This window comes from Pseudomonas sp. 15C, assembly GCF_055484735.1.
Genome location: NZ_JBUDGD010000091.1, coordinates 1 through 13,261, shown reverse-complemented (window position 1 = coordinate 13,261; position 13,261 = coordinate 1). Strand labels below are relative to the sequence as shown.

The 13,261-nt window shown below is 61.7% G+C and carries 12 protein-coding genes; 5 read left to right on the top strand and 7 right to left on the bottom strand.

Going from position 1 to position 13,261, the window contains the following annotated elements; translation table 11 throughout:
* Positions 1–47: 47 nt before the first annotated feature.
* Both uraH and ACYYKW_RS25545 read right to left on the bottom strand, forming a co-directional pair.
* On the bottom strand, positions 48–458 hold the full coding sequence (gene uraH / locus ACYYKW_RS25550; protein ID WP_464991492.1) for a hydroxyisourate hydrolase: 411 nt from the start codon (positions 456–458) through the stop codon (positions 48–50).
* An 11-nt stretch (positions 459–469) separates the two neighbouring features.
* Positions 470–955, bottom strand: coding sequence for a GlcG/HbpS family heme-binding protein (locus ACYYKW_RS25545; RefSeq protein WP_464991491.1), 486 nt, complete (start codon positions 953–955; stop codon positions 470–472).
* Between the two features lie 136 nt (positions 956–1,091).
* Here ACYYKW_RS25545 and ACYYKW_RS25540 point away from each other — a divergent pair, with 136 nt between their 5' ends.
* Both ACYYKW_RS25540 and ACYYKW_RS25535 read left to right on the top strand, forming a co-directional pair.
* A complete protein-coding gene (locus ACYYKW_RS25540) occupies positions 1,092–1,772 on the top strand; it encodes a heavy metal response regulator transcription factor (protein ID WP_090288178.1) in 681 nt (226 codons plus the stop codon).
* The gene (locus ACYYKW_RS25535) at positions 1,762–3,147 is read left to right on the top strand and encodes a heavy metal sensor histidine kinase (RefSeq protein ID WP_464991490.1); all 1,386 of its coding nucleotides are present in this window, start codon (positions 1,762–1,764) and stop codon (positions 3,145–3,147) included. Before ACYYKW_RS25540 ends, ACYYKW_RS25535 begins: the two co-directional genes overlap by 11 nt.
* Positions 3,148–3,248: 101 nt before the next feature.
* On the opposite strand, the gene ACYYKW_RS25530 is transcribed toward ACYYKW_RS25535, so the two are convergent.
* Positions 3,249–4,253 carry an AraC family transcriptional regulator gene (locus ACYYKW_RS25530; protein WP_093095898.1) on the bottom strand — a complete coding sequence of 335 codons (1,005 nt, stop codon included), beginning with the start codon at positions 4,251–4,253 and terminating at the stop codon, positions 3,249–3,251.
* Between the two features lie 100 nt (positions 4,254–4,353).
* Here ACYYKW_RS25530 and ACYYKW_RS25525 point away from each other — a divergent pair, with 100 nt between their 5' ends.
* Positions 4,354–5,427: a fatty acid desaturase gene (locus ACYYKW_RS25525; protein WP_464991489.1), complete on the top strand. Its 1,074-nt coding sequence runs from the start codon at positions 4,354–4,356 to the stop codon at positions 5,425–5,427.
* A 104-nt stretch (positions 5,428–5,531) separates the two neighbouring features.
* Here ACYYKW_RS25525 and ACYYKW_RS25520 read toward each other — a convergent pair whose 3' ends face one another.
* Genes ACYYKW_RS25520 through ACYYKW_RS25510 form a run of 3 tightly spaced genes read right to left on the bottom strand, consistent with a single transcriptional unit; the run spans position 5,532 to position 9,567 of the window.
* The gene (locus ACYYKW_RS25520) at positions 5,532–7,142 is read right to left on the bottom strand and encodes an arylsulfatase (RefSeq protein WP_464991488.1); all 1,611 of its coding nucleotides are present in this window, start codon (positions 7,140–7,142) and stop codon (positions 5,532–5,534) included.
* Between the two features lie 14 nt (positions 7,143–7,156).
* Entirely contained in the window at positions 7,157–7,972 is an 816-nt protein-coding gene (locus tag ACYYKW_RS25515) for an ABC transporter ATP-binding protein (protein ID WP_464991487.1), read from the bottom strand.
* Entirely contained in the window at positions 7,969–9,567 is a 1,599-nt protein-coding gene (locus ACYYKW_RS25510) for an ABC transporter permease (protein ID WP_464991486.1), read from the bottom strand. The genes ACYYKW_RS25515 and ACYYKW_RS25510 overlap by 4 nt, the downstream gene beginning before the upstream one ends.
* 293 nt (positions 9,568–9,860) lie before the next feature.
* Between ACYYKW_RS25510 and ACYYKW_RS25505 the strand changes: the two genes are divergently transcribed.
* Positions 9,861–10,874, top strand: coding sequence for an ABC transporter substrate-binding protein (locus tag ACYYKW_RS25505; protein WP_093095875.1), 1,014 nt, complete (start codon positions 9,861–9,863; stop codon positions 10,872–10,874).
* Between the two features lie 95 nt (positions 10,875–10,969).
* On the opposite strand, the gene ACYYKW_RS25500 is transcribed toward ACYYKW_RS25505, so the two are convergent.
* Complete coding sequence (locus ACYYKW_RS25500) at positions 10,970–11,890, bottom strand: LysR family transcriptional regulator (RefSeq protein ID WP_203420272.1); 921 nt, start codon at positions 11,888–11,890, stop codon at positions 10,970–10,972.
* A gap of 180 nt (positions 11,891–12,070) precedes the next feature.
* Here ACYYKW_RS25500 and ACYYKW_RS25495 point away from each other — a divergent pair, with 180 nt between their 5' ends.
* Entirely contained in the window at positions 12,071–12,979 is a 909-nt protein-coding gene (locus ACYYKW_RS25495; protein ID WP_464991485.1) for a TauD/TfdA dioxygenase family protein, read from the top strand.
* Positions 12,980–13,261 lie beyond the last annotated feature (282 nt).

Here is a 13,261-nt window from a genome sequence, read left to right as displayed (position 1 = left end):
GCTATCGCGAGCAGGCTCACTCCTACAGGGGGGGATTGGCGTTGGGATTACGAACCGCGATAGGTCGAGAAACCATACGGGCTGAGCAGCAGCGGGATGTGGTAATGCTGGTCGGTCTGCTTCACTTCGAAGATCACCGGGATTTCCGGGAAGAACGTGTCGTGCTTGATCTTCTTGTAGTACTCGCCGGTCTTGAACACCACGCGGTATTCACCTGGCTCAAAGGGCTGCTTGGCCGGGAACAATTCGGCGATTCGTCCCTGTTCGTTGGTGGTGCCTTGCGCCAGCGGTTGCCAGTCCGCGCCGACATGCTTTTCCAGCGAGACGTTGATGCCCGGCGAGGGCAGGCCGTTTTCCAGGTTGAGCACGTGCACGCTCAACGGGTTGCCGGCGGCCAGCGCCAGGCTCGAAACAGCGCTCAGGCCAAGGGCGGCGAGGGTCATGCGCAGGGTGGTCATGGTGGTTCTCCTTAGTGGGAAGGGGTGATGGTCAAGCCGGCCTTGTCGGCGGCCGTGACGGCGCAGTTCTCGTCCTGCTCGCCACCGCCGGAACCGGCCACGCCCATGGCGCCGACCAATTCGCTGCCGGCGAACAGCGGAATGCCGCCGCCCAGTAACAGCAATTCGTCGAGGGTGTTGAGGTTGGCGGTTTCCGGGTGGCTGCGGGCGCGTTCGGCGAACAGTCGCGTCGGCGTCCTGGTCGACAGCGCGGTGTAGGCCTTGCGCTGGCTGGCGGCGGTGTTGTGCGGGCCGATGCCATCGCCGCGCAGGGTTACCAGCAGGTTGCCGCCACGATCGTGCACCGAGACTGTGCCGGTGCAGGTGCTCATCGCCTTGTCAGCGAGCCAGCGCGCGGTTTTCAGATCGAGGTCGGCGTGGCGTGGCAATTCCGGGCTGGCGACAGCGACGCCACTCAGGCCGATCATCAGGCTTGCAACGAGGTATTTGACGGTCATGAACAAGCTCCAGAAGCGAAGGTCGTCACCTTAACGGCCGGTCCTCGTCAGAACCTCGTCAGTTAAATTACAAGTTTGTAATGGGCAACGCCGCCGAAGACGCCTAGCCTGTGTGCCTTAATGAACGAGGTGTGCCATGCGTTTGCTGGTTGTAGAAGACGAAGCCAAGACTGCGAATTTCCTCGCCAAGGGTCTGGGCGAGTCGGGTTTTGCCGTCGACGTGGCGCTCAATGGCCTCGATGGCCGCTATTTTATCGAGCAGCAGGAATACGACCTGATCATCCTCGACGTGATGCTGCCCGGGCTCAACGGCTGGCAATTGCTGCAACTGATCCGCCAGCGCGGCGCCACTCCCGTGTTGTTTCTCACGGCCAAGGACGCCATTGAAGATCGCGTGCGCGGTCTCGAACTGGGTGCCGACGATTACCTGCTCAAACCCTTCGCCTTCGCCGAACTGCTCGCGCGGGTGCGTACCTTGCTGCGCCGGGGGCCGATGCGCGAGGCTGAGTCTTACCAGATCGCCGATCTGGAAATCGATGTGCTGCGCCGCCGGGTCAGTCGTGGTGGTCAGCGCATTGCCCTGACCAACAAGGAATTCGCCCTGCTGCAATTGCTCGCCAGCCGCCAGGGCGAAGTGTTGTCGCGCACGCTGATCGCCTCGCAGGTGTGGAACCTGAATTTCGACAGTGACACCAACATGGTCGAGGTTGCCGTGCGCCGGCTGCGCTCGAAGGTCGATGATCCGTATATGCCTAAACTGATTCACACCGTGCGCGGCGTCGGTTATCAACTGGAAGCGCCGGACGATGTGGAGTAAGTCGATCGCCTGGCGTCTGGCCTTGGCCTTCGCCATTGTCTGTGCGTTGGTGCTGAGCGCGATTGGCGTTTTTCTTTACCGCTCGCTGGCCTCGGAACTGGCCTTCCGTGACGACATGGCCCTGCTGGGTCGCCTGGAACAGGTGCGCGCCTTGCTCGCCGACAGTGACAGCCTTGATGCCCTGCAAGCGCGGCCGCGGCTGTATCAGAACATGCTCGGCAATCTCGACAGCCTGCTGCTGGTGCGCCGCGCGAATGGCTCCAGCGTGATCACCATCAACCCGCGTCAGCGCGAGCTGCCCCGCTTGGAGGCGATTGCCCGCGAGCAGATGCCGCAACGTCGCGACGTGCTGACATGGCAGGCCGCCGATGGTGCCGAAGTGGCGCTGTTGTCCGGTCAGGCGCAGGGCCCGAACGGTGAACCACTGACTGTAATCGCCGGCAAGGTGCTGAGCGAGCGTGAACAGATGCTGAGCAGTTATCGCCTGCGCCTGTATCTCTCCGTCGGCCTCGGCGCGTTGCTCGCTTTTGCTCTTGGCCTGTTGCTGTTGCGCCGTGGCCTGCGACCGTTGCGCCAGTTGAGCGCAGCGGTGCGCGGCATCGATCTGCGCAGCCTTGATCAACGCCTGCCCGCCGAGGGCACACCGACAGAGCTGCGCGAACCGGTACAGGCGCTCAACGGCATGCTCGCGCGGCTGGACGACAGCGTGCAGCGCCTGTCGCAGTTCTCCGCCGACCTCGCCCACGAAATCCGTACGCCGCTGCACACCTTGCTGGCGAGCAACGGCCAGGCGTTGAATCACCCGCGCAGCTCGGCGGAATATCAGGAAGTACTGGCCTCGAACATGGAAGAGTTCGAACGGCTCAAACGCATGGCCGAGAACCTGATGTTCCTCGCCCGCGCCGAACAGGCCGAGCGCGCGCTCAATTTGCAAACGCTGGATCTGCACAGCGTCGGCGATGAACTGTGTGATTACTTCGAAGCCCTGGCAGACGATCGCGACCTGCGCCTGGACAACCAACTGCACGGCGAACTGCTCGCCGATCAGCAATTGCTGCAACGGGCGCTCGGCAACCTGCTGGCCAACGCCGTGCGCCATGCCGACCCCGGCACCGTTATCAGCCTGCGCCGCCGCGACGAGCCGGGCCGATGCTGGCTGCAAGTGCATAATCACGGCCCCGTCATCGCGCCCGAGCATCTGGGCAAACTGTTCGACCGCTTCTACCGCGTCGATCCCTCACGGGCGGAACCGGGGGATTCGGGTGGGTTGGGGTTGGCGATCGTGCAGTCGGTCATGCAATTGCATGGGGGGCGGGTGCGGGTGAGTAGTGGTGCCAACGGCACTGTTTTTGAGCTGGGATTTGTGGTGGTCTGACGGCCTCTTCGCGAGCAGGCTCGCTCCTACAGTTGAATGCGTTTCCCTGTGGGAGCGAGCCTGTTCGCGAAGGCGCTGGGTCACACAATGATGATTTCGGATCAGCGCAACTGATCACGAAACTGTCCCGGCGTCATCCCTGTCCAGCGTTTGAAGGCGCGGCTGAAGCTGCTGGTGTCGGCGAAGCCGAGCAGATAACTCACTTCGCTCAACGAACATTGCGGGTCGCGCAGGTGCAGCAGCGCGAGGTTTTCGCGGCTTTCGTTGAGCAGGGTGTCGAAGCGGCAGCCCTCATCGGCCAGATGCCGTTGCAGGCTGCGCAAGCTCAGGTGCAAAGCCTGGGCGATGCGCTCGGCGCTGGGTTCGCCTTCGGGCAATTGCTCTTCGATGGCGTCGCGCACCTTGCGTTCCCAGGTCAACGGTTGCAACTGGGCCAGGGTGCGCTTGAGCACCGCTTCGTTGTGTTCGGCCAGTTCCGGGTTTGCGTCGTCGAGGTGGCTGTCGAAGTCGGCGAGGGCGAATTCCAGGCGATCCTCCGCGCAGCCGAAATGCACCGGCGCGCGGAAGACTTTGTGCCATTGCTGCGCATCGGTCGGTTCAGGGCGGCGCAGATAAACCGCCAGCGGTGCGTAATCACGGCCAAGGCGATTGCGGCAGGTGCGCACGTAGATCGCGGTGAAGGCGTCGATGGCTTCGAAGGCCGGCGCCGGGTTGCCCACAGGGACTTTCAAACGGAATTGATAGCGATCGTCGCTGCGGCTCAGCTGAAGTTCCAGCGCATCGCTGACCACCGGGTGATAGCGCACGATGCGTTCGAACACTTCGCGCAAGCTGCCGCTGGCGACAAGCGCATAGCCGAGCGCGTGAAACGTGGTGGGGCTGACGAAACGCGACACACGCAAGCCCAGCGCCGGGTCACCGCTGGCCTGCACCGCGAGCGTCCACAGGCGAGTGGTGCCGGACAACGGATAGCGCGCGTTAGGATCGTCCATCATGCTAGGGTCGAGCCCGGCCTGTCGGCACAGGGCGATGCTGTCCAGCCCCAGCGCATCGAGTTGCTTGCGCAGGGCGCGGGTCCAGCTGGCGAGGGAGGTCGGTTCCTTCATGCTGATTGGCGCGTCCGGTCAACAGGTTGGCGTTCTTGGCTAGCGCGATTGGCGCCCCGGCAAGGCACGATTGACACATCTTAGACCCGAGGATGGAAGCATGGACGGTACTTCTGCAAGCCCCCAGCGGCTCAATGCGGCGCAGCGATCAGCGCATATTCGCGAGGTGGTGTTGGCCAAAGGTGTGGAGCTGCGCGAGCGCTACCCGATTCTTCAGCATCAGGACGCGTTGGGCGCAGGGATTCTGGCGTTTGCTTTGGTCGGCATGATCGGCTCGGCAGCGCTGTATATCAGTGGTCACATGGCGTGGTGGGCGTGCCTGTTGCTCAATGCGTTTTTTGCCTCGCTGACCCATGAGCTGGAACACGACCTGATCCACAGCATGTACTTTCGCAAACAGCGCGTGCCGCACAACCTGATGATGGGCCTGGTGTGGCTGGCGCGGCCGAGCACGATCAATCCGTGGATTCGGCGCCAGTTGCACCTTAATCATCACAAGGTCTCCGGCACCGAAGCCGACATGGAAGAGCGCGCCATCACCAACGGCGAGCCATGGGGCTTTGCGCGGCTGTTGATGGTCGGCGACAACATGATGTCAGCCTTCATCCGCTTGCTGCGGGCCAAAACCTGGGCGCACAAGCTCGGCATTCTCAAGCGCGTGTTCAAGGTCTACGCGCCGCTGGCGCTGCTGCACTGGGGCGCGTGGTATGTGTTTTTAGGTTTCCACGCAGCGAACGGCGTTGCCTCTCTGCTGGGCGCGCCGATCGACTGGTCAGCCAATACACTGGCGGTGATGCAGGTGATTGATATTGCCGTGGTGGTGATCATCGGCCCGAATGTGCTGCGCACGTTTTGCCTGCACTTCATCAGTTCGAACATGCATTACTACGGCGACGTCGAGCCGGGCAATGTGCTGCAGCAATGTCAGGTGCTGAACCCGTGGTGGCTGTGGCCGTTACAGGCGTTCTGCTTCAACTTCGGCAGCAGCCACGGGATTCATCATTTTGTGGTCAAGGAACCTTTTTACATCCGCCAGATGACCGTGCCGGTGGCGCACAAAGTGATGCGCGAGATGGGGGTGCGGTTCAATGATTTCGGTACGTTTGGGCGGGCGAACCGGTTTGTGCGCCGGGATGCCGTTGCGCAGAAAGAGGTGCGTACGGCTCAAGCTTAACGATCGACTGCCAAGGCCTCATCGCGAGCAGGCTCGCTCCCACAGGGAAACGCATTTCAAATGTGGGAGCGAGCCTGCTCGCGATGGCGATAGTGCAGGTCACATCAATCCGGCTGAAACGGCGAAGCACTCAGGATCACCCCGGTCTCCTCCACATACCGCTGCCAATGCCCGATCAATTCAGCGAGCTTGCCCGGCTGGCTCAGCGCCAGATCATGAATCTCTCCCGGATCACTGCGCAAATCATAGAGCTGCCACGTCGCTGGCCCCACCGGCCCAGGAATCCAGACCGCTTTCCACGATCCTTGCCGAATCGCCCGACGCCCGAACAGTTCCCAACCCGTCACCGTGTGCTCGTCGTGCACCTGCGCGGTCTCGCCGGACAAAAAGCCCAGCCATGATTTGCCACGCAACGGCGCGACCGCTTTGCCTTTCCACTGTTTGCCCGGATGCCTCACGCCTGCCAGGTCCAGAATCGTCGGAGTGATGTCCATCACCGTGCCGAAGCCGTGGCTGATCTGTCCTCTGAGCGCCAGTTGCGGATAGTGCAACAGCGCCGGCACACGAATGCCGCCCTCGGTGGTGAAGGCCTTGAACAGTCGCGACGGCGCGGTCGCCACCTGCGCCCAGTTCGGCCCGTACCAGACGTAGGAGTTGGCGCGGCCGATGTTATCGAGGCTGTTGTCGTAATGCTGGTTCAGGTAAGTCATCAGTTCCGGGCCGAACTTGGGGAACGCTTCGAGCAGCGCGCCTTCGGCACCGTTGTCGGACATGAACAGAATGAACGTATTGTCGAGCTGGCCCTGCTGGCGCAGGTAATCGACGACGCGTCCGATGTTCCAGTCCATGCGCTCGATCATCGCCGCGTAGACCTCCATGGCCCGTGCGGAAATCTGCTTCTGCTCGTCGCTCAACGCGTCCCACTGCGCGCTGAGCTGGATCAGCGGATGTGGCTCGACATCCGCTTCGATCAGGCCGAGGGCCTTGAGTTTTTCCAGACGCTCGAGGCGCAGCACTTCGGGACCGGCGTCGTAGCGGCCGCGGTATTTCTTGACGATGTCGGCAGGCGCCTGCAGCGGCCAGTGCGGGGCTGAGAATGGCAGGTAAGCGAAGAACGGTCGGGTCTGGTCGCGCTCCTTGAGGTACTGCAGCAGCTTGTCGCCGAAGGCATCGGAGGAATAGAAATCCTTGGGCAATTCGTCGATGAATTGATCGTTTTCGATGTACAGCGCCGGGGTGGATTTCAACAGGCCCGGTGTTTGCTCATCGTAGGTCGGCTCGAAACCATAGTGGTTGGCCGCCCCCGGCAAGAGTGAAAACGAGCGCTCGAAACCACGTGCATGCGGCGCCAGTTCGGCCGTCAGACCCAGGTGCCACTTGCCGCTCATCAGGGTTTGATAACCGGCCTCGCGCAGCAATTCCGGCAGCGCCACCACGCGGTCGTTGAGATAGCCTTCGTAACCCGGTTTGCCGATCAGTTCGGGCGTCAGCGCTTCGGCCATGGTGCCGATGCCGGCGATGTGGTGATCGGTGCCGGTGAGCAGCATCGAGCGGGTCGGCGAGCAGGTCGGTGCGGTGTGAAAGTCGGTCAGGCGCAGGCCGTTGTTCGCCAGCGCATCGAGGTTCGGCGTGGCGATTTCGCCGCCGAACGCACCGATGTCGGAGAAGCCTAGATCGTCGGCCAGAATCACCAGAAAGTTGGGACGTTGCGGCATCGCGAAACTCCTGTTCAGCAGGCAATGAACGTCAGCGGCAGATCGCGGATCTGCACCGGCACGCTCGGTTGGTAAAGGTCATCACTGGTCAGCTCGTGCAGCAGTTCTTCACGCAATTGATGGAAATCGAAACTGCTGCGCTGGCGCGGGTGCGCCAGGGCAATGTCGACCACTTGCTTGATACGCCCGGGACGCGGTTCCATCACCACCACACGATCAGCGAGGAAGATCGCTTCCTCGACGTCATGGGTGACCAGAATCGTGGTGATTTTTGCGCGTTCGCGGATCGCCAACAGCTCGTCCTGCATCTGCTGGCGGGTCAGTGCGTCGAGGGCGCCGAAGGGTTCGTCGAGCAGCAGAATCCGTGGGCTGGCAACCAGTCCGCGGGCGATCGCCACACGCTGGGCCATGCCGCCGGACAACTGGTGCGGATAGGCGCGGGTGAAGTCACGCAGGCCGACCAGATCGATGAAATCGTTGATCCGCTGTTGCTTTTGCGCGGCGCTCAGCGGCTCGTTGACCAGGCCCAGACCGACGTTGTCGGCGACGCTCAGCCAGGGAAACAAACGGTGCTCCTGAAAGACAATGCCGCGTTCGCTGCCGATGCCCTTGACGGTCTGGCCATCTACGCTGATCTGCCCGCGAAACTGCGTATCGAGTCCTACCAGCAAGCGCAGCAAGGTCGATTTGCCACAGCCGCTTGAACCGACGATGGCGACGAATTCGCCCTCGGCGATGTCCAGGTTGAATTCGTGAATGGCTTCCAGTTCGAAGCCGTCCACGTCGAAGGATTTGCCTACGTGGGTGAAGCTTACAATCGGTGCGTTCATGCGTGTCTCCAGCGGGTCGCGCGAATTTCCAGGCGTTGGCCGATCAGGTTGAGCATGGCGCCGGTGAGGCCGACCAAGAGCATGCCGGCCATGATCAGGTCCATGCGCAACAGTTGCTGTGCGCCGATCATCTGGCTGCCGATGCCGCCGTTGGACGGCATGAAGTATTCGGCGCCGATGGTGCCGAGCCAGGCGTAGATCAGGCTCAGCCTGAGGCCGGCGAAAATGCTCGGCGCAGCCCCCGGCAGCACCAGGCGGCGCAGGCGTTGGCCGAGGCTCAGGCGCAGCACCTGCGCGGCTTCGTTGAGTTGCGGCGAAAGGTTGGCGACGCTGCGTTGCGTGGCGATGAACAACGGAAAGAACGCGGCGACAGCGACGAAGACCCACTTGGCCAACTCACCGAGGCCGAACCACGCGGTGAGCAGCGGCACCCAGGCGAAAATCGCAATTTGCCGGATCGCCGCCAGCGTCGGGCCGAGCAAGCGTTCGCTGGTGCGCGACAGACCCAGCAGCAAGCCGAGGGCGAAACCGAGCCCGCCGCCGAGCAGTAATCCTCCGACTGTGCGTCCGAGGCTCAGGGCCAGGCCGCTGCTCAATGTTCCGTCGCGCAGACCTTCCCACGCGGTTAACAGCACGGCCAGCGGGCTGACCAGAATGTTGGCATCGACCCACTGCTGATCGACCGCCAATTGCCACAGCGCCAGCAAGCTCAGCGGCAGCAGCCACGGTTGCAGTCGCTGCCAGCCTTGATAACGCGGGCCGCGACGAATTTCGGCAGTCGCTGGATGCGGCCAATGCACCAGTTTGCGATCGAGCAGACCGATGCCGCGGTCCATGGCTACGCCAATCAAACCGATGACCACGATGCACACGAACACGATGTCGAGCATGAACAACTGCCGCGCCCAGACCATCAGGTAGCCGATGCCTTCGCTGGAAGCCAGCAGTTCGACGGCCAGCAGCGAGGTCCACCCGGCGGCCAGTGCCAGACGTACACCTGCCATGAACACGGGCAGGGCGGCGGGCAGGACCAGGCGGCGGATTAAAAGGTGTGGCGGCAGGCGCAGTACCGCTGCCGCTTCACGCAGCTTCGGTTGCGCATCGCGCACCCCGACCAGCGTGTGCAAGGTCACCGGCACCACGATCGCTTTGATCAGCACCACCAGTTTCAGCACTTCGCCAATGCCGAAAAACACCATGAACAAGGGAATCCAGGCCAGTGTCGGCACCTGCGCCAGTCCGGCGAAGGTTGGCAGGATCAACCGCTCCAGCCGTTGGCTGAAACCCAGCGCAGCGCCCAGTACGGCGCCTGCTGAAATTCCTGCGAGCAGGCCCCAGAACAAGCGCTGCAGGCTGATCCACAGGTGGCTCCAGAGCTCGCCTTGCGCCAGTTCGACGGCGCTGTTCCAGACCAGCGAAGGCGCCGGCAAAATCTGCTCGCTCATCCAGGCGTTGCGTGCGGCTAGCCACCACAGCGCGAACAGAGCGAGCGGCAGCAGCCATGGCAAAACTCGCTGGTTGAGGCTTGGCCAGATCGGTTGGCGCTTGAGCGGTGGCGCCGGCAGCGGCAGGCTGAGCAGGGAGTGTCGGGCCATGGTTGACCTCCGTTGTCGGATGCAGACGGACCGTATGCAAAATTGATCTAACAAATAGCGAATCAATGCTATCTAGAGATAAGCCAGACCATTTAAGGCCTCCAGCACATACGCATCCAATGCATTCGAAGAATATTTTCGATGCTGCCAACGCATACGCCTCTGCAAGCCTCAGCCGCGTTCGCTTAGCTCGTAAAGCTATAAAAATGTGCATTTATAGTATTTAAGCGCAGGTCCTGCTTCGGCCTACTTTCGGCTCCTCAATGCCCAGTTGCGATCAAGGAGCTGCACCCATGAACCTTCCCTTTAAACGAGTTTTCAGTCTGTTCGCCGTTCCTGCGCTGGCTGGCCTGCTGGCGTTCAGCGCCCATGCGGATGAGCTGAAGGAAATCCGCATTGCCGTGCCTGACCTGAGCGCCGGCACCCAGCACAGTGGCGGCGGCGTGGTCGATGTGCTGCGCGATCAGCAGATCTTCGAAAAGGCCTTTGCTGAACAAGGCATCAAGATTCAGTGGAGCTTTTTCAAAGGCGCAGGGCCGGTGATCAATGAAGCGTTCGCCAACGGTCAGGTCGATCTGGCGTATCTGGGCGATCTGGCGGCAATCATCGGCAAGTCCAACGGGCTGGACACCCGCCTGCTCAGCGCCACCGCACGTGGGGTCAAGCAGTATCTGGGCGTGGTGCCGGGATCGGGGATCAAGACCCTGCAGGACCTCAAGGGCAAACGGGTGGCGATCTTCCGTGGCACCGCGACACAGCTTTCCTTCGACGCGGCGCTGGCCAGTCAGGGCTTGAGCGAAAAGGATTTGAAGGTCATCAACCTGGACTTCAACGCGGCGGTCGCAGCACTGGCGGCCAGGCAGATCGATGCTTCATGGGGCAGTTCCGCGCTATCGGCTCTGCAAGCCAAAGGCCTGGCGGAGTTGCCGCTCAATACCAAGGATCTGGGAGGGGCCGGGAGTGTGCAGGCGGTGCTGCTGGGCACGGCAAAGTTTGTCGACGCGCACCCCGAGGTGGTGGCGAAACTGCTCAAGGCGCAGCAGCAAGCTTTTGACTGGCTGAGCGAAGACGGCAACAAGGGCGCTTATGTGCAACTGGTGTCGGGGCTGGCCAGTTACCCGCCAGTGATCCTCACCCAGGATCTTCAGGATCAGAATTTGAGTGAAGTGTTCCAGTCGACGCTTGACCCGGTGTTCCTCGGCAAACTGCAGGATTCGGTGGACCTGGCGGCGCAGCAGAAGCTGATTCGCAAGCCGTTCAAGGTCAGCGATTGGGTGGCGCCTGAACTGGCGGCGGCCAAGCTCTGATCCTCTAGCGTTTGGTGCGACGCCATCGCGAGCAGGCTCACTCCTACATTTGGAATGCGTTTCCCTGTAGGAGTGAGCCTGCTCGCGATAGTGCCCTAAACAGCGACGCGATGTTCCTGTCGATCCACCGCCACCAGCGTCTCGATCATCGCCCTGGCCGCCGGCGACAGGCGAAACCCGGTGCGGCTGACGATGCCGCAGCGCGCGTTCATGCTCTCCAGGTTCTGCGGCAAATTCCGCCAGTGCAGCAGCACCAGCGAACCCTTGGCGATGTCCTCGACAAACGCCTCCTCGGTGCCCACGCCGATCGCATTTGATTGCAGCACCACTTTGACCAGCGCCGGGAAATGCTCGGTCTCGATGGTCGGGGAAAAATCGGTGCGACCGCTGAGGTTGGCCAACAGTTTGCGAATCCCCGGCGGGATCAGCGTGGTCGCCAGCGGATAGTCGAACATGTCGTTGGTCGACAGGCTTTCCTTGGCCAGCAACGGATGCCCCGGACGGCAGAAAAACACCCCGCGTTTGGGCGTCAGCGCCTGGGTCTGAAAGTTCGGGTCGGACTCGAAATGACGAATGTCGGCGATGAAGAATTCGATCTCCTCGCGGCTCAGCGCGCGGCTGAGTTTTTCCCAGTTGTCCACCTGGAAACAGGTGCGCACTTTCGGGTGGGCATTAATGAACTGCGCCACGGCATCCGGCACCAGTTTCACCGCCGGCGCCGGGCCGCAACCGAAGTGCACTTCGCCGGCATCGAGCTTGGTCATCTGCGTCACTTCGGCACTGAGCAGCGCCGCGCCTTGCACCAGGCTCAGAGCGTGCTGCAGCACCACCTGGCCTTCGGGAGTGGGGCGCAGATCCTTGTTGCCGCGGTCCACCAGCACACAGCCGAACTCCTGCTCCAGCCCTTGGATGCTGCGGCTGAACGCCGGTTGCGTGATGCCCATTGCGTCTGCCGCACGGACAAAACTGCGGTGTTCGTTGAGGGCGATGAAGTAGCGCAACTGGCGAAGGTCCATATGCTTTTCCGGCATCCTAAAAATAGCTCGAAGGCATTTGCGACGAGGGTTGCCTGAGGTTTTAAATGCAAGCTCTTATTCCGTCAATGAAGCATGCTGATATCTGTTAGATGTAAATAGCATATGGATAGAGCGTTGTTTCGCTGCCGCCAACCGTAAACAGTCGATGAGGGTATACCCATGAGCAATGCCGCACTCGCTGTAAAACCCGCTGTCCACGCGCTGGAAATTCACCCGGTGGCCGGTCGTATCGGCGCCGAGATCCGTGGCGTGCACCTGTCCGGTGAGCTGGACGCCGCCACGGTCGAAGCCATCCAGCAGGCACTGGTCGAGTACAAGGTGGTGTTCTTCCGCGAACAGACTCAGCTTGATGATCAGCGTCAGGAAGCCTTCGCGCATTTGCTCGGCGAACCGGTGGCGCACCCGACCGTGCCGTCGCGCGAAGGCACCCGCTATCTGCTCGAACTGGACGGCGCCGAAGGTCAGCGCGCCAACTCCTGGCACACTGACGTGACCTTCGTCGATGCCTACCCGAAAGCCTCGATCCTGCGCTCGGTGGTGGCCCCGGCATTCGGTGGCGACACGCTGTGGGCCAACACCGCCACAGCGTACAACGGCTTGCCGATCGAGCTGCGTGAACTGGCCGACAAACTGATCGCCGTGCACAGCAATGAATACGACTACGCCAGCGCCAAGCCGGACGTTTCGGCGGAGAAGCTTGAGCGCTACCGCAAGGTCTTCACCTCGACGGTGTACGAAACCGAACACCCGGTCGTCCGGGTGCATCCGATCAGCGGTGAGAAGAGCCTGCTGCTGGGGCATTTCGTCAAACGCATCAAGGGTTACTCGCAGGCGGACTCGGCGCACCTGTTCGGGCTGTTGCAAAGCCATGTGATCCGTCAGGAAAATACCGTGCGCTGGCGCTGGAAGGCCGGTGATGTGGCGATCTGGGACAACCGCTCGACGCAGCATTATGCGATTGATGATTACGGCACCCATGATCGGGTGGTGCGTCGTGTCACCCTGAAGGGCGAGGTGCCGGTCGGGGTGAACGGACAGCGTAGCCAGACCATCAAAGGGCGTGATTGAAGATCAAAGAGCCCCTCATCGGAACGCCGCCCGCCCAGCCCTCTCCCAGAGGGAGAGGGAGCCGACCGAGTTGTCTCGCGTTTTATGTCGATCCGAAAGACCGAGCTGATTATGGATTCGGTACATGACTCTCAGGTTGACGTAATTCCTGAATACCCCCGAATCAGTCCCCTCTCCCTCCGGGTGTATGTACCGGAGACATGGTAGACACATGTTCGGAGACATGGTGGACGGTTTTAGATCTTCTTACCTGCCGTCACGATCTGCAAGTTCAAGTCGATT